Genomic DNA, 22780 nt, shown 5'->3' on the forward strand with positions numbered 1-22780 from the left:
GCTACTTGCTCCGTCCAATCAGTTGCAGGAACTCCATGCGCGTGGTGTTCGACTCGCGGAACGCGCCGAGCATCACCGAGGTGTTCATGGTTGAATTCTGTTTTTCCACGCCGCGCATCATCATGCACATGTGCTTGGCTTCGATCACCACCGCCACGCCGGAGGCCTGGGTCACGTCCTGGATGGCGTCGGCGATTTGCCGCGTGAGGTTTTCCTGGATCTGCAGGCGCCGCGCGAACATGTCGACGATGCGCGCCAGCTTCGACAGGCCCAGCACCCTGCCGGTCGGAATATAGGCCACATGGGCCTTGCCGATAAAGGGCAGCAGGTGGTGCTCGCACAGCGAGTACAGTTCGATGTCCTTGAGGATCACCATCTCGTCATTGTCGGAGGCGAACAGCGCGCCGTTGACGATCTCTTCGAGGTTTTGCTCATAGCCATGACACAGGTATTGCATGGCTTTGGCGGCACGCTTGGGGGTGTCGAGCAGGCCTTCGCGTTCCGGGTCTTCACCCAGGCCTTTAAGGATCTCGCGATAGTGGTGGGGCAGGGATAAGGTCATACAACATCCTCACAAACGGCTTACTTGATATGCCGCCCACCGTTGACGGTCAGGGTGGTACCGGTGACGTAGGGGTTGTCCAGCAGGTAACGCACGCTCTGGTAAATCACCTCGGGCCCGGGCTCGATGCCCAGTGCCGACTTGGCCAGTACTTGGGTACGGTAGGCCGCGTCGTCGCCTTCGTTGAACATCACCATCGCCGGGGCGATGCCGTTGACTTTGATCAGCGGCGCAAACTGCGCGGCAAACGACAGCGTGAGGCTGTCGAGCCCGGCCTTGGTGGCGCAGTAGGCGATGTGCTGGCGGCTGCCCTTGCGCACCACATCATCGCTGATATGCACGATGTCGGCGGGTGAAGAGCGATGCAGCAAGGGTGAACAATGCAGGTTGATCAGGTACGGCGCAAGCATGTGTACGCTGAACATGTCGGTAAAGGCACGGCTTTCGTCGCCTCGGGTTTCCGCGATCCAGGCCGAAGCGTTGTGGATGATCGCGCGCAGGCTTTGGGTATGACGCTTCAACTCGGCGATAAACGCAAGAATCCCGGCTTCGCTGGAGAAGTCGGCAAACACGCCGATCGCGCCACGCTCGCGTAGCGCCTGCACGCCGGGGCGTTCGCTGCGGTAGCTGAAAAGCACCGAGTGGCCCTCGTCGAGCAGGCGTTCGGCACAATGCAGGCCGACGCGCTGGCCGGCGCCGGTGATCAGGATCGGGGCGTTCGTTGCAGTCATGGGAGGCTCAAGTCGCTGGCAGGGTCAAATCATACCAGTGACGAGCCCCCCTGTACTCACGCCGCGGCTTCGCTGGCCTTGGCGCGTGGCGGCGAAGGGTGCAACCAGTTGGCCAGCAGGTGGGTCGAGAGTGGAATGAACAAGTAGACCATCAGCGGAGTGAGCGCCAAGGTGCTGACCAGCACGCGGCTGAACAGGTCCAGCCCGCCGAGCAATGGCCCCAGGCCGAAGTTGAACAGCAACGACACCGGGAAAAACGCCAGCCAGATCGCCACCGCCTGTTTCCAGCGCGGCGGCCGTGTACCCGCAGCCCCGAACCAGCCATCGATGCCACGCACGCGATGCTCGGACGGGTCGGCAAACAGCTCGCTGCCCCGGCTCAGCCACGCGCTGCGTGAGGCGGAAAATTCCCAGGCATGCAGGGTTTTTTCGTCGGCGAAGCGGAAAATAATCTGAAATTCATCATCAAGGGGCGGTGGTGCGAGGACGCCGGAGCCCAGGTAGCCGGGGAAGTCAGTGGCCAGTCGCTCGCCTTCGCGCAGCCAGGCCATCAACTCTTCGTAGCGGCCCTTGGCCACGCGGCGCGCAACCATCAGGGTGACGGGTGAGGTAGACATTGTGTATCTCCAAATAGAACGGGTGCGCTGAACCGGGTAGGTGGCACACAGACGACGCTGCGGGGGTGTTGCAGCGACGCTTTATCGGTAAGCAAGGATTATTCCTGTTTTGCAGAAATACACCAGCAGCATTGGTCCGATAGGTACACACCTTGATATACATCGCGGTAAAGGCGTTAAATGGGACTCACTTTCAAACGGACGTTCATGACCTCTGATGCCCGAAATCATTGCTCCTGTTCGCGAATCTACCGCCCCCAGCCCTGCCGATTCCGATGAGTTGTTTCCGATTCGTGACGTGTCGAGATTGACGGGCATCAACCCGGTCACCCTGCGTGCCTGGGAGCGGCGTTACGGCCTGATTCAACCCACGCGCACCGAAAGCGGGCATCGTCTGTACTCCAGGGCCGATATTCAAACGGTTCATCGCATTGTCGATTGGATCGAGCGTGGCGTGGCCGTGAGCAAAGTGGGCAAGATCCTTGCGCGTGACGATCAGCAGGCCGCCGCCGTGCGTGTCGAGCACGACACGGTCGAGCTAGGCGAATGGCCGCAATGGCAGGCGCGCCTGGTGCTGGCCGTGGGCGCGTTCGATGATCGTCAACTGGAGCAACTGTACAACCAGGTGATCGCCACCTACCCGCTCAACGTCGCGTTCCAGGACATCCTGATGCCTCTTTGGAACGACCTGTTGCGTCATCAGGGGCGCTTCGGCCAAGCCAGTGAATGGCTGTTCTTCGACAACTTCCTGCGGGTGCGGGTGTTGCAGCGTTTGCAACTGGCGTGTGCGTCAGCGGCGCCACGGGTGTTGCTCGCGGCCATTCCCGGCGAGTGCCGTAAATTGGAATTGCTGGTGGCGGGGCTGTTGATCGGTCGAGACGATCTGGCCGTGAAGGTGCTGGGGATGGGTCAGCCTTTCGATGAATTGACGCTGGTGTGTGAAAAGACGCAACCCGAGGCGCTGGTCCTCTTCTCCAATTACTCACACACCCAAGCGTTGGCCGGGCGTTTGAACCGCCTGGCGTTGACCCTCGATTGCCCGCTGTTTCTTGCCGGTGCCGCGTCAGACCTGGCCCAGGCCGATCTGACGGGCTCCGCCGTTGGCTGCCTGGGCAATGAAGGACGCTTGATGCAACGGCGCTTGCAGCAATTTCTCAGCGGTAACCTGGATACCTGAAGATCAGGCGTGCATCTGCGGATGTACCAGGCGGTGCTGGTGCAGGATGAATTGGCGCAGGCGCTCGGTCTCATCCGGGTTGTTCTGGCCCAGGCGATAGGCAAACAGTCCCCGTGCGGTTTCCCGCTCCAGCGTGCCGCGTAGCGCAATGCGTTCATAGCCGGAAGGGCTGAACCACAGGGCAAAGGTCTTCGGCGTCTTGATCCGGCCACGGATCTCCACCAGCACACCCTTGAACGAAACCTCATGCACCCACAGCGCACTCGGGTTGCCCCTGACATTTTCCAGCGCCACTGGCGTTTCAAGAGCCAGGCGCCACGGACGAATCATCGGCCCGTCTTCAAAAATGCTCGGCACGCCCAGGCGTAAATGCACGGCATGAAACTCGTCTTCCACCAACTGCAGCGGGAAGGTGAGTTGCTGGTTGTCGAATTGCGCCTGGAGGGTGACGTGATCGTGGGCGGCCAGCCGAGTGAGCAAATCGCGAAGCTGCGCAGCGCCGTTGACGGTCAGGCTCGACGATGCATCCCGCAGGTTGAGTTGGGGGTTGTGCTGCATGTCCTGAATGAAATCCAACTCGTCCTGAGTCAGAAGCGCGTCGCGTTGCATTGATCTTGCTCAAGGGGGAGAGTGTTAAAACGCCATTATCCGCTCTAAAGACATCATTTTCTAAGTTTTGTTAGATCCGCTCGTCGCCTTGATCGCTGCCAGCTCGGCCTTGACCTGCGCCAACTCCGCCTCCAATTGCGCGACGCGCTGCTGGGCCTTGACCTGCAAGGTCACGTCCTTTTGCACACCGACGAAATAGGTCTGCTTGTCGGCATGGTTGTACACCGTTGAAAGCGACAGCTCGTTCCAGAAGTGGCTGCCGTCCTTGCGATAGTTGCGCAGGATTTCCCGGCAGGCGCCGCCGCTGTCCAGTGCTTCGCGAATGGCCATCAGCGCCGGTTGATCACGGTCGCCGGACTGCAGGAAGCGGCAGTCCTGATACAGGACGTCGTCCAGGGTGTAACCGGTCAGGTGCTCGAATGCCGGGTTGACGTAGATCAGCGGTTTGTCCCGGCCTTCCCGCTCGGCCACGACAATCCCGTCGTTGGAAGCGTTGACGACCATTTGCAGCAGCTTGGCGTTAATCATTGCGCGGTCCCTGGCGTGTGCTTGAACTGCCAGTTTATGGCAAGTCTTGAATGTTGCACGACACGCGCCGAAATATTTGCCCCAGCTGGTAATATCCCAGGCTTTCGCTCAATGACAGGATCAGTATTGATGAGAGTCGCCATTCTTTCCGGCTCGGTGTACGGCACGGCTGAAGAAGTCGCCCGCCACGCTGCCGGCATCCTTACATCGGCCGGCTTCGAGGCCTGGCACAACCCGCGCGCGACCCTGGCGGACGTGTTGGCCTTTGCCCCGCAGGCGTTGCTGGCGGTGACGTCCACCACCGGCATGGGCGAACTGCCGGACAACCTGCAACCGCTGTATTCGAGCATTCGCGACCAGTTGCCCGCGGCCTGGCGCGGTTTGCCGGGTGCGGTCATCGGCCTGGGCGACGCCAGCTATGGCGATACCTTCTGCGCCGGCGGCGAGCACATGCGCGAGCTGTTCAGTGAGTTGGGCGTGCGCGAAGTGCAGCCGATGCTGCGCCTGGACGCCAGCGAAAGCGTCACCCCGGAAACCGACGCCGAGCCTTGGTTGGCGGAGTTGATCACTGCCCTGCGCGGCTGACCGGAAACTCCCGCAACAACGCCAGCCAGGCCTGGGCGGCTTTCGACAGATAGGCGCCCTCACGCCAGATAAACGCGATGTCCCAGCGCAGGAAGTCGGGCGCCTTCAGCGTGAGGCGCACCACCCCGGGCCGCACCAGCCCGCGAGCGACCACGCTGGGCAACAGCACCACGCCTTGACCGGCCGCGACCAGGGCCGCGAGGAAATCCGCCTGGCCGCTGCGGCCTCCTTCCTTCGGCGTAAAGCCCACCCGCTGACACGCCTGCGTCAAGCGGTCGTTCAAGACAAAGCTGCGCTGATACATCAGGAACGGTGTGTCTGCCAATTCTTCCAGGCGCACCTGGGCGTTCTGTGCCAAGGGGTGGTTCATCGGCAGCAAGGCATCCAGCGGTTCATCGCAGAAGTCTTGCCAGGCGAATGCCGGGTCGCTGGGTTTCAAGCTGCCGCCCACTTCCAGCTCGCCGCTCAAAATCGCCTGCTCGATACTGCGACTGCCGCCCTCCAGCAACTGGATGGTGACGTTCGGATAGCGCCGGCGGTACTCGGCGAACAAGTCGGCAAACAGCGTATCGCCGCCCAACTGCGGCAAGCCCAGGCGCAACTCGCCACGGGTCAGGTGCTGCATGTCGTCCAGCTCACTGAGCAACTCATTCTGCAGGCGCAGCATGGCTTCGGCGCGTTGCAGCACAACCTGGCCGGCGGCCGTCAGGCGGATCTGCGAGCCGATGCGGTCGAGCAACGGCGTGCCCAGGCTGTGTTCCAGCTGTGCGACCTGTTTGCTCACGGCGGACTGGCTGATGTGCAGGGTTTTCCCGGCCTGGGTAAAACCGCCGCGGTGGATGACTTCGACAAAACTGCGCAGCTGTTTGAATTCCATGGGTGCGATTCCAGTTTGGAATAGTTGGCAGTCTAACAATTCGCTGTGGGGATGGAAGCGGTCTCTCTAAAATGGAGGCCTACGAGGACCCAAAGCCCATGAAACGTTTAAGCTTCAAACACGTCGGCCGTCTGCTGACTGAATTGGTCGTGCTGCTGGCCATCTACCTGCTCGGTACGCAACTGGTGGCCTGGTTGGCGTGGCCCATCCCCGGTGGGGTGATGGGCCTGGGCCTGTTGCTGGCGGCTTTCGCCACCGGCCTGGTCAAGCCGGCGGCCCTGCAACTGGGGGCGGGCGTGTTGATGGCGGAAATGTTGTTGTTCTTTATTCCGGCCTTGATGAGCCTGCTGGACTACGGTGGCCTGGTGCGCAATGACGGTTGGCGGATTCTGCTGGTGATCGGCTTCAGCACCCTGGCGGTCATGCTGGTGACGGCCTTCACCGTGGAAATGGTGTGTCGCTGGAAGCTGCGCCATGAAGCTTGAACTGATGCCGGTGTTCTGGCTTGCCCTGACCCTGGGCGCGTATTTCTTCAGTCGCTGGATCTACCGTCGGACCGGGCGCTACCTGTTGTCGCCGCTGATCCTGGTGCCCGCGCTGCTGCTCGCGGTGGCCGTGCCGATGCACACCGCCTATGCCGAATACGCCAGCGACACCCATTGGCTGATGCTGGTGCTGGGCCCGGTGACGGTGGCGTTCGCGGTGCCGATCTGGCAGCAGCGACGTTTGCTGGCGCGGTATTGGTCGGCCTTGCTGCTGGGGATGCTGGCCGGCAGCGCGGCGTCCATCGGCACCTCGTTCGGCCTGGCCAAGGCGCTGGCGCTGGACAGTGCGGTGACGATGTCGCTGGTGCCGCGTTCGATCACCACACCGTTTGCCATGCCGATGTCTTCCGACCTCGGCGGCGTGCCGGAACTGACGGCGGTGTTCGTGATGTTCACCGGCGTGTTCGGCGCCATGCTCGGGGGTGTGCTGCTCAAGTGGCTGCCGCTGCGCACGCCTTTGGCACGCGGGGCATTGTTTGGGGTGGGCGCGCACGGCGCGGGCGTGAGCCGGGCCCATGAAGTGGGGGGCGAAGAGGGCTCTGTCGCAGGCCTGATGATGGTGTTGACGGGGCTGCTCAACCTGTTTGCCGCGCCTTTGTTGGCGGCACTTCTCTGACGCGACTTGGACAGATTTAAACTATTCTCATGGCTGACTCGTGCGGCCATCAAGCTGGCTGCGAAGGCAACTACCTGCGCCACGACGTCTGACTACACTGACCCTTCACTTAAAAAATAATAAGAAAGTGCGTCAAGGAGGTCGTTGCCGTGAGCCTAGCCCCCGTTGTATCGCCACAGAGTGTCAAAGATCAGGTCAGCGCCGCCGAATGGCAGACGCGCGTCGATCTGGCTGCGTGCTATCGCCTGGTCGCCCTGCACGGCTGGGATGATCTGATTTTCACGCATATCTCGGCCAAGGTGCCGGGCACCGATGATTTCCTGATCAACCCCTATGGGATGATGTTTCACGAAATCACGGCGTCGAGCCTGATCAAGGTCGACCAGGCCGGCAACAAACGGATGGACAGCCCCTACGACATCAACCCGGCCGGCTACACCATCCACAGCGCGATCCACGAAGTGCGCCACGACGTGGAGTGCGTGTTGCATACCCATACGGCGGCGGGGGTTGCGGTGTCTGCGCAGAAGCAGGGCGTACTGCCGATCAGCCAGCAGTCCTTGTTTGTGTTGTCTAGCCTGGCCTATCACGCATACGAAGGCGTGGCGCTGAACCACGAGGAAAAAGCCCGTTTGCAGGCCGACCTCGGCGACAACAATTTCCTGATGCTGCACAACCATGGCCTGCTGACCTGCGGCGCGACCATCGCCGACACCTTCTTGATGATGTTCACCTTTCAGCGCGCCTGTGATATCCAAGTGCTTGCGCGCAACGGCGGGGCTGAATTGATCGCCATCGACCCGCAGATTCTCGCCGGGGCCAGGGCGATGGTGGCGGCTGTCACAAAGAGCGCCCAAGGTATGGGGGGCGCGCTGGCCTGGCCGGCGCTGCTGCGTAAATTGGACCTGCAAGATCCAGGGTATAAAAGTTGATGCCTCTCGCCGAAATTCCGCTCAGAGCCTGGCGCAAGTGCGGCCAGAGTTTTGTTTTTCGTGGCCACACCATTCGCTATTGGGTGGCCGGGCAGGGTGAGCCGCTGCTGCTGATCCATGGCTTCCCGACCGCCAGTTGGGACTGGCATTACCTGTGGCAGCCCCTGGCCCAGCGCAACCTGGTGATCGCCTGCGACATGCTCGGGTTTGGCGATTCGGCCAAGCCGCTGGATCACGACTATTGCCTGTTGGAACAGGCGGATCTGCAACAGGCGCTGCTCGACCACCTGCATGTGCGACAACCGGTGCATGTGCTGGCCCATGATTACGGGGACAGCGTCGCCCAGGAGTTATTGGCGCGGCATCACGAAGGCCGCTTCCAGATGGCCAGTTGCGTGTTCCTCAATGGCGGGTTGTTCCCCGAAACCCATCGCCTGGCCCTGGTGCAGAAACTGCTGCTCAGCCCCTTGGGCTGGATGATCGGTCGCACATTTGGGCGCAATGCCTTGTCCGACAGCTTCAGCCAGATCTTCGGCGCACAGACCCGCCCCAGTGAGAGCGCCCTCGATGATTTCTGGAGCCTGATCGACTGCAATGACGGGCCGCGCATTCTGCATAAACTGATCAACTACATTCCCCAGCGCCGTCGCCTGCGTGAGCGTTGGGTGGGCGCCCTGCAACGTGGCGACGTGCCGCTGCGGGTGATCGACGGCGAGTTCGACCCGATTTCCGGCGCGCACATGGTCGAGCGTTACCGCCAGTTGGTGCCCCACGCCGACACGGTATTGCTGGCCAATATCGGCCACTACCCGCAGATCGAAGCGCCGGTGCAGGTGCTCAAGCATTACCTGGAGTTCCGACAGCAGATCGCGCACGCGCCGCCGCGCATGGCCTATTCCTGAAACAGGCGATCATCCTGCTGCCTTATCGCGCACCATTCAGCCGTGGCCGTATTTATTGTGACCGCAGGCGCCGTGCCTGACACTCGAGCCATTCCCATCGTCGCCATTGGAGTTCGGTATGAGTGAGTCAGTGCAGTTCCAGGATAAGGTCGTGATCGTCACCGGTGCCGGCGGCGGGTTGGGCCGGGCCCATGCGCTGCTGTTCGCCAGGCACGGGGCCAAAGTGCTGGTCAACGATCTCGGCGGTTCCACCCAGGGCGAGGGCGCCAATGCGTCGGCGGCCGACCGTGTGGTCGCACAAATCCGCGAAGCCGGCGGTATCGCCGAAGCCAACCATGATTCCGTCACCGACGGCGAGAAAATCGTACAGAACGCCCTGGATGCGTTCGGCCGTATCGACGTGGTGGTGAACAACGCCGGCATCCTGCGCGACAAGACCTTCCACAAAATGGACGACAGCGACTGGGACCTGGTTTACCGGGTGCATGTCGAAGGTGCCTACAAAGTTACCCGCGCCGCCTGGCCTCATCTGCGTGAACAAAGCTATGGGCGGGTGATTTTTACTGCGTCCACGTCGGGCATCTACGGCAATTTCGGGCAGTCCAACTACGGCATGGCCAAGCTCGGCCTGTATGGCTTGACCCGCACCCTGGCGCTGGAAGGGCGCAAGAACAACATTCTGGTCAACGCCATCGCCCCCACCGGCGGCACGCGCATGACCGAAGGCCTGATCCCGCCGCAGGTGTTCGAGCGCCTCAAGCCGGAACTGGTCAGCCCGCTGGTGGTGTACCTGGGTAGCGAGGCGTGCCAGGAAACCTCAGGCTTGTTCGAAGTGGGCGGCGGCTGGATCGGCAAGACCCGCTGGGAACGCAGCCTGGGTGTGGGCTTCGACCCGGAAGCCGGGTTCTCGCCGGACGACGTGGCCGCGCACTGGCAACAGATCTGTGACTTCGAAGGCGCGGTGCATCCCAAGGACACAATCGAGGCTTTGAAGGAGATGATGGCCAATTTGCAGAAGTTCAGCCTCTGATCATTGCCGGATACACCTTCAATACTGCGGGGCGCTGACGGCGCCCCGCTTTTTTTCAGGCATAAAAAAGGCCGCTGCAAAGCAGCGGCCGAAGTAAGACGTTGGATCAAGGAGCGACAGACTCAACGTCAGTGAACACCGGTAACAGATTGAATACAGTAGCCAATCCGTCGAATTTCAGCTGTTCTCCCGAAGGTGGGAGCGGGCCGTTTGCCCTGAAAGCCAGGCAAGAATAGAGGGTTGTAACAAAATGAGTAATAGCGCTTCAGGACAAGGACTGTTACGGATATGACAACAGTCACCCCCTGGCGCCATCCACCGGCCTGATAACCCGCCATCCATGGGGCGCATGCCCCCGCGCAGAGCCGCGCCAGAGCGGCGTTAATCCTTTCGGGCGACAACACGAATACCTCCTTGGTGCGCTTATCGCTCCCGAAGGGCGGCAGTAGGGTGGGGCCTTCTGTCACTCACCGGGGAAGACGCATGACAAAAACAACAATGCGCGCCATCTTCACGCCGCAGGCGCTAGCCGCCGCGGTTGCGTTGGGATGCTGTGCCCAGGCACAGGCTGTTTCGTTCAACATCGGCGAGATCGAAGGGCAATTCGATTCCTCGCTGTCGGTCGGCGCCAGCTGGGGCATGCGCGATGCCGACAAGAAACTGGTGGGCGTGTCCAATGGCGGCACGGGGCAGGCTTCCACCGGGGATGACGGGCGACTGAACTTCAAGAAGGGCGAGACCTTCTCCAAGATCTTCAAAGGCATCCACGACCTGGAACTCAAGTACGGCGACAGCGGCGTGTTCGTGCGCGGCAAGTACTGGTACGACTTCGAACTGCAGGACGAAGACCGCGAGTTCAAGCAGATCAGCAATCACCATCGCGACGAAGGTGCGCGCTCCTCCGGTTACGAGCTGCTGGATGCGTTCGTCTATCACAACTATTCCATCGCCGACCTGCCGGGCAACGTGCGCGTCGGCAAGCAGGTGGTGAGTTGGGGCGAGAGTACGTTTATCGGTAACTCCATCAACAGCATCAACCCCATCGACGTATCGGCCTTCCGCCGCCCCGGCGCCGAGATCAAGGAAGGGCTGATACCGGTCAATATGCTGTTCGCCTCCCAAAGCCTGACCAACCAACTGACGGTAGAAGGCTTCTACCAGTTGAACTGGGAAAACACCGTGCTGGATAACTGCGGCACGTTCTTTGGTGGCGACGTGGCGGCCCACGGTTGCAACGGTAACTACACGGTCGGCAGCCCGGCGATTGCGCCGTTGCAACCGGTGGCCGCAGCGTTCGGCCAGGGCTTTGAGGTCACGCGTGAAGGCGTCGTGGTGCAGCGCGCCAAGGACCGTGATGCCCGCGATGGCGGCCAATTCGGCGCGGCCTTGCGCTGGCTGGGCGACGACACCGAGTACGGCCTGTACTTCATGAACTACCACAGCCGCACGCCGACCGTCGGCACCCTCACCGCCAACACCAACCTGGCCACCATCGGGCGCATCGTCAACGCTGCCAACGCCATTGCGCCAGGCACCGGCTCGGCCCTGGCCCAGAGCACCATGCTCGGCCGTGGCCAGTACTATCTCGATTACCCGGAAGACATTCGCCTGTACGGCGCCAGCTTCTCCACCACCTTGCCCACCGGCACGGCCTGGACCGGGGAAATCAGCTACCGCCCGAATGCGCCGGTGCAACTCAACACCACCGACCTGACCCTGGCCCTGATCAACCCGATTGCCGGCAACACCGCCTCGCCGATCCACAGCTCGTTCGGCGCCGACAATGCCGGTTACCGGCGCAAGGAAATCACCCAGATCCAGAGCACCATGACTCAGTTCTTCGACCAGGTACTGGGGGCCGAACGCCTGACCCTGGTGGGAGAGGCCGCCTTCGTCCACGTCGGCGGGCTGGAAGCGAAAAGCAAACTGCGCTACGGCCGCGACTCGGTATACGGCGCCTATGGTTACGGTGGCGACACCGACGGTTTCGTCACAGCCAATTCCTGGGGGTATCGTGCCCGCGCCATCCTCGACTACAACAACGTGTTTGCCGGGGTGAACCTCAAGCCCAACCTGTCCTGGTCCCACGACGTCAACGGCTACGGCCCCAACGGCCTGTTCAACCAGGGCGCCAAGGCGATCAGCGTCGGCGTCGATGCGGACTACCGCAACACCTACACCGCCAGCCTGAGTTACACCGACTTTTTTGGTGGCGACTACAACACCCTGACCGACCGCGACTTCCTCGCCCTCAGCTTCGGCGTGAACTTCTGATTTGGCTTAAAGAAGGACAAGACTCTATGCGTAAGTTAATTGCTGTGATGGCCCTGAGTGTGTTGGCCGCCAACGTCATGGCGGCCGTGTCGCCCGAAGAAGCCGCCAAGCTCGGCACCAGCCTGACCCCGGTCGGCGCCGAAAAGGCCGGCAACGCCGATGGCTCGATCCCGGCCTGGACCGGCGGCATTCCAAAAAATGCCGGTGCGGTGGACAGCAAGGGCTTCCTCGCCGACCCGTTCGCCAATGAAAAACCGCTGTTCGTGATCACCGCCGCGACCGTCGACAAATACAAGGACAAACTCTCCGACGGCCAGGTGGCGATGTTCAAGCGTTACCCCGAGACCTACAAGATCCCGGTGTACCCGAGCCACCGCACGGTCAACCTGCCGCCGGATATCTACGAGTCGATCAAGCGCAGCGCGCTGAACGTGCATGCGATCAACGACGGCAACGGCCTGGAGAACTTTACCGGCAACCGCTACTACGCGTTCCCGATCCCCAAGAATGGCGTGGAGGTGCTGTGGAACCACATCACCCGTTACCACGGCGGCAACCTGCGGCGCATCATCACCCAGGCCACCCCGCAGACGAACGGCAGCTACACGCCGATCCGCTTTGAAGAAGAAGTCGCGGTGCCGCAGGCGATCCCGGATATCGACGCCGCCAAGGCCGCCAACGTGCTGAGTTTCTTCAAGCAATCGGTAACGGCCCCGGCGCGGCTGGCGGGTAACGTGCTGCTGGTCCACGAGACCCTCGACCAGGTCAAGGAACCGCGCCTGGCCTGGATCTACAACGCTGGCCAGCGCCGTGTGCGGCGGGCGCCGCAAGTGTCCTACGACGGCCCGGGCACCGCGTCCGACGGCCTGCGCACCACGGATAACTTCGACATGTTCTCCGGCGCCCCCGATCGCTATGACTGGAAGCTGGTGGGCAAGAAAGAGATGTACATCCCCTACAACAGCTACAAGCTCGATTCGCCGAACCTCAAGTACGACGACATCATCAAGGCCGGGCATATCAACCAGGACCTGACCCGCTATGAGCTGCACCGCGTGTGGGAAGTGGTCGGCACCGTCAAGCCGAGCGAACGGCACATCTATGCCAAGCGCCACATGTACATCGACGAAGACAGCTGGCAGGTCGCGCTGGTGGATCACTATGACGGCCGCGGCCAACTGTGGCGTGTCGCCGAAGGTCATGCACAGTTCTACTACGACCATCAGGTGCCGGCCTACACCGTGGAAACCCTGTACGACCTCATCGCCGGACGCTACATCGCCCTGGGTATGAAGAATGAGGAGAAGAGCAGTTTTGTGTTCGGGTTTGCGGCCAAGGCGGCGGACTACACGCCAGCGGCGTTGAGGGCTTCGGGCGTGCGTTGATGCCTGTTTGAAATGCAATCTTAATGTGGGAGGGGGCTTGCCCCCGATAGCGGTGGATCAGCTACAGAGAGCTGACTGATCCACCGCCATCGGGGGCAAGCCCCCTCCCACATTGGGTTTTGTGCATGGCTATTAATCACTGCGTTGAATACTTCTTCAATATTCGCCGAGCACGGGGCTAGGGTAGGTGTCAGGTTGCATAACAATAAAAACGCAGGATGCAGCAATGACTGCCATGACACGCTGCCTGGACCGTCCTGGATTCATGCCACGGCTGTCCGCCCATCATCTGTTGCGCCCGCGCCTGGCCGAGCCGTTGTTGGCGGCGCAGGCGCGGGTCAAGTTGCTCTGTGCCCCGGGCGGCAGTGGCAAGAGCGCGTTGCTCGCCGAGTGCGCCTTGCAGGCGCCGGCGGGTTGTCAGGTGTACTGGCTACCGCTCAATGGCGTGCCGCTAAGCCCGCTGGATTTGTGCCGGCGCCTGGCGCACAACCTGGACCTGGCGTTTACCGATGAAGCCACGCTGCTGCAGGATCTCAGCCGCTGGCAGACGTCGGCGTGGTTGTTTCTCGATGATTTCAGCCGTCTGCCCGCGCCCGAGCTGGACGCCTTGCTCGACCGCCTGCTCAGCGCCAGCCACCCGGCGCTGACCTGGTGGCTGGGTGCGCGGCGGCGCCCTGGGTGCAACTGGCCGCGGCTGCTGCTCGACGATGAGCTGCTGGAATGCAGCGCGGCCGAGTTGATCTTCAGCGCCGAGGAAGTCCAGGCCCTGCTCGGCGAGGCGCCGGGTCACAGCGTCGAGCGCGTGATGCGGTTCAGCGCCGGTTGGTGCGCCGGGGTTCGCATCGCCTTGCTCGGCGACGGCCATCCCGACAAGACCTTGCTCGACTACCTGCAACACGAGCTGTTCAGCACCTTGCCGGCGGAACTGGAGGAAGCCTGGCGGGTGCTGGCGCATTTGCCGCGTTTCAATGCGGGCTTGTGCGAGCACCTGTTCGGCTTTGGCGATGGCGCTCAGTACCTGCGGGACTTGCAGGCGCTCGGCGCATTTATCCAGCCCTGGGACGATGCCGCCGACTGGCTGCAAGTCTTCGCGCCGCTTGCGCAGTTGATACGGGATGAACCCTGGCCGGCCAAACGCTCCTGGCACCGACGGGCCTGCCAATGGTTCAGTGCCGAGGGCGACTGGCAAGCCGCGTTCGAGCAGGCGCTGCTGGCCGAAGAATACGAAGTGGCCGTCAGCCTGTTGCAGCACTTCAGCTTCGAAGACCTGTTCCGCCAGCAGAATGCCGTGCTGTTGTTGCGCCTGCATGAACAACACGGTGACGAACTGATGCTGTGTTCCGCGCAGTTGGTGGGGCTGGTCACGGCCGCGTTGCTGTTCGCCGGGCGCTTCGAGCAGGCCGCGTTGTGCATCGGCCAACTGGCGCGTTTCGCCCCGCAACCGTCGGCGCCGCAGCAACGCCTGTTGTTGGCGCGCTGGCAGGCGCAGTGGGGGTGGTTGCTGCATCTGGCGGGTGATGCGCAACGTTCTCGCGAGCATTTCCTCGAGGCCTTGCAGGCGTTGCCCGACAGTGCGTGGACATCACGTCTGATGTGCTTGTCGGGGCTGACCCAGCAAGCCTTGTTGCGCGGTGAGCTGGAGGCGGCCCAGACCCTGAACCGCGAAGCGCTGTGCCTGGCGCGGGCCCATGGTTCGCTGTTGCTCGAAGCCCTGCTGGAGCTGGATCACGCGCAATTGCTCGAACAGCGCGGCGCGCCGTACCGCGCGCAAAACCTGTTGGAGCAGGTGCAGGCGATGTTGCTCAAGCAGCGGCTGAAGGCTGGGCCGCTGGTCGGACGCATCGCCTTGCGGCGTGGGCATCTGGCCCTGCGCCAGGGGCAGGACGCGTTGGCTGCCGAGTGCTTCGAGACGGGTTTGAACATGTGCCTGCACAGCCAGGACAAGCGCGTGTTGTATGGCTATCTGGGCCTTGCGCTGTTGGCGGCCAATCACGGTGATTACGCCCAGGCCTTTATCCAGTTGCGCGAGGCCGAGCGCCTGATGCAGCAGCGCCAGGTGCCGGACACGGTGTACCGCGCGGTGTTGCTGCTGGTCAGCGGGCACTTCTGGTTGCAACAGGGCCGCGCCGAATTGACGGTGGCAGCGCTGCGCCGGGTGCTCCGCCATTTCCGAGGGCCCGACGCCAAGCAGGCGCCGCCGGCCACGCTGGAATTGATCCCGCGTCTTGAATACCTGCTGGTGTTGGCCGAGGTCAAACTGGGTGTCGCCGATCAACCTCTGGCGCGGCTCAACGCACTGCTGGACGCTTCCCGCCAACGCGGCATGCTGTGCCTGGAGGCCGAATTGCACCTGGTGCTTGGAGAGGTGGCCTGGCAACTGGGCGAACCGGCGATGGCGCGTCGTTCACTGCAACACGGCCTGGAACTGGCAGGGCGTTGCCAGGTGCAGCAAGCGATCCGCGAGCTGCGTTTACGCTCGCCCGGGCTGTTGAGTGAGCTGGGCCTGGAACCGCAGGCCTCGCCGACCGGCACGGCGGACAACCCGCTGAGCCAACGCGAGCTGGAGGTGCTGCAACTGATCGCCCTGGGCAACTCCAACCTGGAAATCGCCGGCCGCTTGTTTATCTCGCTGCACACCGTCAAGACCCACGCGCGGCGCATCCACAGCAAGCTCGGCGTGGAGCGACGCACCCAGGCGGTGGCCAAGGCCAAGACGTTGGGCTTGATGGTTTAAGCGCAGAACGCCTGACGGTATTCGCCGGGCGTCGCGCCCATGGCCTGGCGAAAGCGATGGGTGAAGTGGCTGGCGCTGGAGAAGCCGCACATCAACGCGATGTCACCCACGGGCAGGCTGCCGCTGCGCAGCAGGTTCTGCGCGCGGGCCAGGCGCCGGGCCAGCAGGTATTGATGGGGCGGCAGGCCGAAGCTTTGGCGGAACATCCGCGCAAAATGGTATTCCGACAGCGCACACATCCCGGCCAATTGCCCGAGGCTGATGGGGTCGTCCAGGTGCTGGTCGATGTAGTCCACCAACAACCGCCGCTGATGCGCCGCCAGCCCGCCTTTCAAACGCAGCCCGTCGCGCGCGCCGACTTGGCTGAGCAAGGTGTGGCTGAGCATTTCATGGGCCAGGCTGCTGGTCAGCAGGCGTTCGGCGGGCTCGTGCCAGTTGAGGGCGATCAACTGGTGAAAGCGTTGCGCCTGGCTGGGGTCTTCGAGGAAGGTGCTTTCCTGCAGTTGCAGCGCGCGCGGTTCGCGGTCGAGCAGGGTGATGCAGCCCAGGGCGAATTGCGCCTGGCTGAAATACACATGGGCCAGGCGGATGTCGCCGTTGATCACCCAGGCCGACTGATGCTCGGCCGGCAGGATGCACAACTTGTCGGGCCCGCCCTTGGTGCCCGGCTGGTCGCGACGAAACGTGCCGGTGCCGCCGCCGATGTAGCAGGACAAGGTGTGATGGCCGGGCGCCTGGTAGTCCTGGGAGTCGTGGTGATTGCTCCACAACGCCGCAGACAAGCCGTCACCGAGCTCGGCGCAGGCTTCGAGGCGAGCGTGGGGCGAGCGGTTGAGGGCTTGAAAGACTTGCAGGGATTCCAACGTTGACATGGTGTGTACTCTCCGACGCCTTGCATCCTACTCCGAGCCGCTGGCGCTGTGAGCCTGCCGTGCGACAAAAGCGCAAGAATCTGCAAGCGCCGGCCAGGGCTTGAAGGCGACACTGTGGCTCAACCAGCGGAGCCTGTTATGAACCTTTTCCTGTATTTACTCACCGTGCTGATCTGGGGCACCACCTGGATCGCCCTCAAGTGGCAACTGGGCGTGGTGGCGATTCCCGTGTCGATTGTCTATCGCTTCGCCCTGGCGGCGTTGGTGTTGTTTGTGCTGTTGCTGCTCAGCCGCAAGTTGCAGGTGATGAACCGGCGCGGGCATCTGATCTGCCTGGCCCAGGGGTTGTGCCTGTTCTGTGTGAACTTCATGTGTTTTCTCACGGCCAGCCAGTGGATTCCCAGCGGGCTGGTGGCGGTGGTGTTTTCTACGGCGACGCTGTGGAATGCCCTGAATGCGCGGGTGTTTTTTGGCCAGCGGGTCGCGCGCAATGTGTTGATGGGCGGCGGCCTTGGCTTGCTGGGCTTGGGCCTGTTGTTCTGGCCGGAGCTGGCGGGGCACACCGCGAGCCCGCAGACCTTGCTCGGGCTGGGTTTGGCGCTGTTGGGGACGATGTGTTTTTCGGCTGGCAATATGCTTTCGAGCCTGCAGCAGAAGGCGGGGTTGCGGCCATTGACTACCAATGCCTGGGGCATGGCATATGGTGCGGTGATGCTGGCGACCTATTGCGTGGTGCGCGGTATTCCGTTCGAGATGGACTGGAGTGCGCGGTATGTCGGGGCGTTGGGGTATTTGGTGATTCCGGGGTCGGTGATTGGGTTTACGGCGTATCTGACGCTGGTCGGGCGTATGGGGCCTGAGCGGGCGGCGTATTGCACGGTGTTGTTTCCGGTGGTGGCGCTGAATGTGTCGGCGTTTGCTGAGGGGTATCAGTGGACTGCGCCGGCGTTGGTGGGGTTGGTGTTGGTGATGGTGGGGAATGTGTTGGTGTTTCGTAGGGTTAGGGTGGTTCAGGCGGGGGAGGCGGTGTTCAGGGCGAAGCAAGTCTGAGGTGGGAAGGGGGGTTAAGGTGGGAGGGGATTGCTTTAGGTGGGAGGGGGCTTGCCCCCGATAGCAGTGGGTCAGCTACAAATAAGTGACTGACCCACCGCTATCGGGGGCAAGCCCCCTCCCACATTTTCAGCATTTCAGCATTTCAGCATTTCAGTATTTCAGTATTTATTGGGTTTGATTGGGGGATCTGGGTTATTTGAGGCCTAGGCGCTTGGCCATGCGGCCTAGGTTGGCGCGGTCCAGGCCTAGTTCGCGGGCGGTGCTGGCCCAGTTGTGTTGGTGGCGTTCCAGGCAGGCGTTGATGACTTGGCGCTGGTAGTGTTCGGTGGCCTGACGCAGGTCGCCGCCGGCGATGGCGGTGACTTCGGGTGGGGGGGCGATCGGCGCTGCGCTGACGTCGGGCAGGTCCAGGTCTTGGGCGCTCAGGCTGAGAATCTTCGGACGTTCGCGACAGTTTCCCAGGGCTTTCAGTGCGCTGCGTCCGATCAAATGTTCCAGCTCGCGCACATTGCCCGGCCAGTTGTAGGCCAGCAACGCGGCTTGGGCGTCGCTGGTCAGGCGCAGGCTGCCCAGGCCCATGCGTGAACGGTTCTGTTCGAGAAAGAACCCGGCCAGCAGCAACACGTCGCGCCCGCGCTCGCGTAGCGCCGGCACTTGCAGCGGGTAGACGCTGAGGCGGTGGTAGAAGTCGGCACGGTAGCGGCCGTTGCGCACTTCTTCGGCCAGGTCGCGGTTGGTGGCGGCGATCAGGCGCACGTCCACTTGATGTTCCTTGTCCGAGCCCAGGCGCTGCAGTTGACCGCTTTGCAGGACGCGCAGCAGCTTGGCCTGCACCGTCAACGACAGCTCGCCGACTTCGTCCAGAAACAACGTGCCGCCGTTGGCCAGTTCGAATTTGCCCCGACGCTCGTTCAGCGCGCCGGTGAAGGCGCCGCGCACGTGGCCGAACAGCTCGCTTTCCACCAGGGTTTCCGGCAGGGCGGCGCAGTTGAGGCTGATCAGCGGCTTGTCCGCGCGGGACGATGCGGCGTGGATCGCCTGGGCCACCAGTTCCTTGCCGACCCCGGTTTCGCCGGTGATCAACACGGTGAGGTCGCTGCCGCCCACCAGGTTGATCTCTTCGACCAGGCGCTTGTGGGGCTTGCTCTGGCCGATCATCTCTTTGTGCTGCTGGCCGCTGGCCTGGCGGTAGATCTCGGCACGCTGGCGTTCGTCTTCGGCGCGCAATGCCAGGTGTTCAATGCGTTCGGCGACGTTGACCGTGGCGGCGGCGAGGCTGGCGAAGGCTTGCAGGGCGTCCAGCTCGACCCGTTCGAAGCGCTCGGTGTCGAGGGCGTCCAGGGTCAGCAGGCCCCATGGTTTGTCATCGACATACAGCGGGCAGCCCATGCAGTCGTGAATTTCGAGGTGCCCGTGCAGGCCGTCCACCAGGCCGTCGTAGGGGTCGGGCAATTCACTGTCGCTGTCGAAACGCGTCGGGCCGGGGCTGCCGAGCAGCACGGCGAAACGCGGGTGTTCGCTGACCTTGAAGCGTCGGCCCAGGGTATCGGCGCTCAAGCCGTCCACTGCCAGCGGCACCAGCGACTCACCGTCCAGGCGCAACAGCGCGGCGGCGTCGCACGGCAGCAGGGCGCGCATGGCTTGCAACAGGCGGCGGTAACGCTCGCCTTCGGGCAGTTCGCGGGACAGGTCGGCGACCAGAGGGAGCAGGGTGGTGAGCAGCGATTGCGCAGTCATAATGACTCCTTGTAGTCCTTATGACTATAAGTTGTAGGAGGTCTTACTGACTACAAGTAATTTAACTGATTGAAATCAAACGATTTATTAGTTGGCATGAATACTGAGTACTCCAAGGCAATCAGTAAAGAAGCCCAGGAGGCTCCATGCTTAGTGCCCAAGACCGTGCCATCATCAAATCCACCGTGCCCCTGCTGGAAAGCGGCGGCGAAGCGCTGATCACCCATTTCTATCGCATGATGCTCTCCGAGTACCCGGAGGTGCGCCCGCTGTTCAACCAGGCGCACCAGGCCAGCGGCGACCAGCCCCGTGCCCTGGCCAATGGTGTGTTGATGTATGCACGACATATCGACCAGTTGGATCAACTGGGTGATCTGGTGGCGAAGATCATCAACAAACACGTGGCCTTGCAGATCCTGCCGGAACATTACCCGATCGTGGGGGCCTGCCTGCTGCGTGCGATTTCCGAAGTGTTGGGCAGCGAGATTGCCACTCCCGAGGTGATGAGCGCCTGGGGCGCGGCCTACGGTCAGTTGGCGGACATTCTGATCGGCGCCGAAGCCGCGATCTATGACGAGAAAGCCCAGGCGCCGGGCGGCTGGCGGGGCGCGCGGCCGTTCAAGCTGGTCAAGCGCGTGGAGGAAAGTGCCGAAATCACGTCCTTCTATTTCGCCCCGCTGGACAACGGCCCGATCCTCGCCGCCGAGCCCGGTCAGTACATTGGTATGACGCTGCTGCTCGATGGCGAAGAAGTGCGCCGCAACTATTCCTTGTCGGCCCTCAGCGATGCCGGCCAATACCGCATCAGCGTCAAGCGTGAAGCCGGTGGGCGGGTGTCCAACTACCTGCATGATCAATTGCAGGTCGGCGCGACGATCGACCTGTTCCCGCCAGCGGGCGAGTTCACCCTGGCCGCCAGCGATAAACCGCTGGTGCTGATCAGCGGCGGGGTGGGCATCACGCCAACACTGCCGATGCTCGAAGCGGCCCTGGCCACCCAGCGTCCGGTGCATTTTATCCACTGCGCGCGTAACGGCGGGGTGCATGCGTTTCGGGAATGGGTCGACGCCCTGGCGGCCAAGCATCCGCAGCTCAAGCGCTTCTACTGCTATGACGAGGACGATGGCGTGAGCCCGGCAGGCGACACCGTGGGCCTGCTGAGCCAGGAACAACTGGCGGCGTGGTTGCCTGAGCAGCGCGACCTGGATGCGTACTTCCTCGGCCCTAAAGGCTTCATGGCCGCAGTCAAGCGCCACCTCAAGGCCTTGGGCGTACCCGAAAAACAAAGCCGCTACGAATTCTTCGGCCCAGCCGCCGCCCTCGAATAACCCCCCACACACCCACACACCTGTAGGAGCGAGCTTGCTCGCGAAGAACGTCAACGATAACGCCTGCATCCTGGATGACCGCAGCGTCTTTAAGTTCTTCGCGAGCAAGCTCGCTCCTACAAGTGGCGTATTAAGCGCCACCTCAAGGCCTTGGGCGTACCCGAAAAACAAAGCCGCTACGAATTCTTCGGCCCCCCACACACCCATTACACCTGTAGGAGCGAGCTTGCTCGCGAAGAACGTCAACGATAACGCCCGTGCATCCTGGATGACCGCAGCGTCTTTGAGTTCTTCGCGAGCAAGCTCGCTCCTACAAGTGGCGTATTAATCCGCCGTTAACCCCCTTCTGTTTAAACCACTCTCTGTGTGTAAACTTGCCGCCACAGGCACAACCAAACAAAGGGATACGGAGATGAGTGACGAATTGCGTTTAGGCAGGGAGCGGCGCTTTCTGGTGTTGCTGGGCATCATCTGCCTGGCGCTGATCGGCGGTGCGCTGTACATGCAGGTGGTGTTGGGCGAAGCGCCGTGCCCGCTGTGTATCCTGCAGCGCTATGCCTTGCTGTTGATTGCCGTTTTTGCGTTTATTGGTGCGGCTATGCGCAACAAAGGGGCGATCACGCTGTTTGAAGGGTTGGTGGTGCTCAGTGCCTTGGGCGGTGTGGCGGCTGCCGGTCACCATGTGTACACCCAGTTCTTCCCTGAGGTCAGTTGCGGCGTGGATGTGCTGCAACCGATCGTTGACGGCCTGCCCCTGGCCAAGGTGTTTCCGCTGGTATTCCAGGTCGACGGCTTCTGCAGCACGCCGTACCCGCCGGTGCTCGGCCTGTCGCTGGCGCAATGGGCGCTGGTGGCGTTCGTGCTGACGGTGATCCTGGTGCCCCTGGGTATCTATCGCAATCGCCAACGCAAAGCCTGAGCCGTTCACTGAAACGCCCCGGTCTTTCTCAAGGGAAAGCCGGGGCGTTTTTGTTTGTAGGGATTTGTGAGGTGACAGTGACGCGGGACAATTTTGACGACGCGCAGTGTGCGACATGTTGTCACACAGGCGCTGTCGCAGGGCGTTTCCGAGCCGTCGCAACGCCGCGTGAATTTGCCCATGGCCGTTAATGTGTGCTGTCAGTTCATCGTTTGAGCAACACCGCGAATAGCGCGCCGTTCGCGGCTTTCGGTGGTCAGCGAGTGCCCTGTTTTATGGGGGCTTGGAGCGCTTTTTCAGGCCCTTACGGCGGGTAAGGGGTGTGGCAGTTTGCCCTATAACACGGCATTTTTTGTGGTTTTTGTTGAGAATCCAACGCGATAAGATCGCGAACCTTTGCAAAATAGGTGAAGGATTATTGCTGGAATCGATAAAAATTATTTCTTTATAAGACATGGTTTATAGATCGCTAGCTAACTACAATCGCCCGCACTGAATGTCCGGTGCTGTTCAATATTTGAGCATTGGAGCGGTCGAGGGGCAGATGGATGGCTCTGTGCGACCCCAGGTTCCGGCAGCCTTTCAACTATCCGCACCAAATGGAATTGGTCTGTAACAAGGCCTTTAACCACGAAATCGAATAAGAACTCACCGCAGGTCCGCGAACCGTCCAATCAGGGCGCACGGGCAGGCTCTTATTCAATCGAAGAGAAATGCCAACCCTTGGCAGGGTGAAGTGTTGGCGATCAAAACCCAACTGCATTGCG

21 protein-coding genes and 1 pseudogene are annotated in these 22780 nt (G+C 62.0%); 13 read left to right on the top strand and 9 right to left on the bottom strand.

The window, feature by feature from the left end; genetic code table 11:
• Position 1: 1 nt before the first annotated feature.
• From folE to NR164_RS13635, 3 genes are read right to left on the bottom strand one after another with little or no spacing between them, the layout of a single operon-like run.
• Complete coding sequence (folE, locus tag NR164_RS13625; RefSeq protein ID WP_017847762.1) at positions 2–562, bottom strand: GTP cyclohydrolase I FolE; 561 nt, start codon at positions 560–562, stop codon at positions 2–4.
• Positions 563–582: 20 nt separating this feature from the next.
• On the bottom strand, positions 583–1293 hold the full coding sequence (gene folM / locus NR164_RS13630; RefSeq protein ID WP_079444682.1) for a dihydromonapterin reductase: 711 nt from the start codon (positions 1291–1293) through the stop codon (positions 583–585).
• A 56-nt stretch (positions 1294–1349) separates the two neighbouring features.
• Positions 1350–1910, bottom strand: coding sequence for an antibiotic biosynthesis monooxygenase (locus tag NR164_RS13635; protein ID WP_046382095.1), 561 nt, complete (start codon positions 1908–1910; stop codon positions 1350–1352).
• A gap of 217 nt (positions 1911–2127) precedes the next feature.
• On the opposite strand from NR164_RS13635, the gene NR164_RS13640 reads away from it, so the two are divergent.
• On the top strand, positions 2128–3087 hold the full coding sequence (locus NR164_RS13640) for a MerR family transcriptional regulator (RefSeq protein WP_177033829.1): 960 nt from the start codon (positions 2128–2130) through the stop codon (positions 3085–3087).
• 3 nt (positions 3088–3090) lie between these two features.
• On the opposite strand, the gene NR164_RS13645 is transcribed toward NR164_RS13640, so the two are convergent.
• Together NR164_RS13645 and NR164_RS13650 are read right to left on the bottom strand one after the other, a co-directional pair.
• Positions 3091–3696, bottom strand: a complete 606-nt coding sequence (locus tag NR164_RS13645) for a hypothetical protein (RefSeq protein ID WP_017847766.1) — start codon at positions 3694–3696, stop codon at positions 3091–3093.
• Positions 3697–3756: 60 nt separating this feature from the next.
• A complete protein-coding gene (locus NR164_RS13650) occupies positions 3757–4224 on the bottom strand; it encodes a PAS domain S-box protein (protein WP_256822854.1) in 468 nt (155 codons plus the stop codon).
• 129 nt (positions 4225–4353) lie between these two features.
• On the opposite strand from NR164_RS13650, the gene NR164_RS13655 reads away from it, so the two are divergent.
• Positions 4354–4809: a flavodoxin gene (locus NR164_RS13655; RefSeq protein ID WP_017847768.1), complete on the top strand. Its 456-nt coding sequence runs from the start codon at positions 4354–4356 to the stop codon at positions 4807–4809.
• On the opposite strand, the gene NR164_RS13660 is transcribed toward NR164_RS13655, so the two are convergent.
• Positions 4790–5686 carry a LysR family transcriptional regulator gene (locus NR164_RS13660; RefSeq protein ID WP_017847769.1) on the bottom strand — a complete coding sequence of 299 codons (897 nt, stop codon included), beginning with the start codon at positions 5684–5686 and terminating at the stop codon, positions 4790–4792. The genes NR164_RS13655 and NR164_RS13660 overlap by 20 nt on opposite strands.
• Before the next feature lie 98 nt (positions 5687–5784).
• Between NR164_RS13660 and NR164_RS13665 the strand changes: the two genes are divergently transcribed.
• The 8 genes from NR164_RS13665 to NR164_RS13700 all read left to right on the top strand — a co-directional run bounded on the left by NR164_RS13665 (position 5785) and on the right by NR164_RS13700 (position 16104).
• A complete protein-coding gene (locus NR164_RS13665) occupies positions 5785–6171 on the top strand; it encodes a CidA/LrgA family protein (RefSeq protein WP_046385176.1) in 387 nt (128 codons plus the stop codon).
• Positions 6161–6847 carry an LrgB family protein gene (locus NR164_RS13670; protein ID WP_017847771.1) on the top strand — a complete coding sequence of 229 codons (687 nt, stop codon included), beginning with the start codon at positions 6161–6163 and terminating at the stop codon, positions 6845–6847. Before NR164_RS13665 ends, NR164_RS13670 begins: the two co-directional genes overlap by 11 nt.
• Before the next feature lie 149 nt (positions 6848–6996).
• Positions 6997–7779, top strand: coding sequence for a class II aldolase/adducin family protein (locus NR164_RS13675; protein WP_057005283.1), 783 nt, complete (start codon positions 6997–6999; stop codon positions 7777–7779).
• Entirely contained in the window at positions 7779–8681 is a 903-nt protein-coding gene (locus tag NR164_RS13680; protein WP_057005282.1) for an alpha/beta fold hydrolase, read from the top strand. The genes NR164_RS13675 and NR164_RS13680 overlap by 1 nt, the downstream gene beginning before the upstream one ends.
• 118 nt (positions 8682–8799) lie before the next feature.
• On the top strand, positions 8800–9711 hold the full coding sequence (locus NR164_RS13685) for an SDR family oxidoreductase (RefSeq protein WP_017847774.1): 912 nt from the start codon (positions 8800–8802) through the stop codon (positions 9709–9711).
• A 483-nt stretch (positions 9712–10194) separates the two neighbouring features.
• Positions 10195–11985 carry a DUF1302 domain-containing protein gene (locus NR164_RS13690; protein WP_177033826.1) on the top strand — a complete coding sequence of 597 codons (1791 nt, stop codon included), beginning with the start codon at positions 10195–10197 and terminating at the stop codon, positions 11983–11985.
• Between the two features lie 26 nt (positions 11986–12011).
• Positions 12012–13370, top strand: coding sequence for a DUF1329 domain-containing protein (locus NR164_RS13695; RefSeq protein WP_046382101.1), 1359 nt, complete (start codon positions 12012–12014; stop codon positions 13368–13370).
• A 226-nt stretch (positions 13371–13596) separates the two neighbouring features.
• On the top strand, positions 13597–16104 hold the full coding sequence (locus NR164_RS13700) for a LuxR C-terminal-related transcriptional regulator (RefSeq protein WP_256822855.1): 2508 nt from the start codon (positions 13597–13599) through the stop codon (positions 16102–16104).
• Here the strand turns inward: NR164_RS13700 and NR164_RS13705 are convergent.
• Positions 16101–16976, bottom strand: a complete 876-nt coding sequence (locus NR164_RS13705) for a helix-turn-helix domain-containing protein (protein ID WP_108524580.1) — start codon at positions 16974–16976, stop codon at positions 16101–16103. The genes NR164_RS13700 and NR164_RS13705 overlap by 4 nt on opposite strands.
• A gap of 138 nt (positions 16977–17114) precedes the next feature.
• Between NR164_RS13705 and NR164_RS13710 the strand changes: the two genes are divergently transcribed.
• Positions 17115–18026, top strand: coding sequence for a DMT family transporter (locus NR164_RS13710; RefSeq protein WP_057005279.1), 912 nt, complete (start codon positions 17115–17117; stop codon positions 18024–18026).
• A 195-nt stretch (positions 18027–18221) separates the two neighbouring features.
• Here the strand turns inward: NR164_RS13710 and norR are convergent, their stop codons facing one another.
• Positions 18222–19766: a nitric oxide reductase transcriptional regulator NorR gene (gene norR, locus NR164_RS13715; protein ID WP_057005278.1), complete on the bottom strand. Its 1545-nt coding sequence runs from the start codon at positions 19764–19766 to the stop codon at positions 18222–18224.
• 146 nt (positions 19767–19912) lie between these two features.
• On the opposite strand from norR, the gene hmpA reads away from it, so the two are divergent.
• Complete coding sequence (gene hmpA / locus NR164_RS13720; RefSeq protein ID WP_046382105.1) at positions 19913–21094, top strand: NO-inducible flavohemoprotein; 1182 nt, start codon at positions 19913–19915, stop codon at positions 21092–21094.
• Between the two features lie 412 nt (positions 21095–21506).
• Positions 21507–22013, top strand: a complete 507-nt coding sequence (locus NR164_RS13725; protein WP_017846721.1) for a disulfide bond formation protein B — start codon at positions 21507–21509, stop codon at positions 22011–22013.
• Between the two features lie 473 nt (positions 22014–22486).
• Here NR164_RS13725 and NR164_RS30380 read toward each other — a convergent pair.
• Positions 22487–22776 (bottom strand): annotated as a pseudogene (locus NR164_RS30380) (hypothetical protein).
• Between the last annotated feature and the right edge of the window lie 4 nt (positions 22777–22780).

Source organism: Pseudomonas sp. Pse79 (assembly GCF_024519615.1).
In the GTDB taxonomy this organism is placed as follows: Bacteria; Pseudomonadota; Gammaproteobacteria; order Pseudomonadales; family Pseudomonadaceae; genus Aquipseudomonas; species Aquipseudomonas veronii.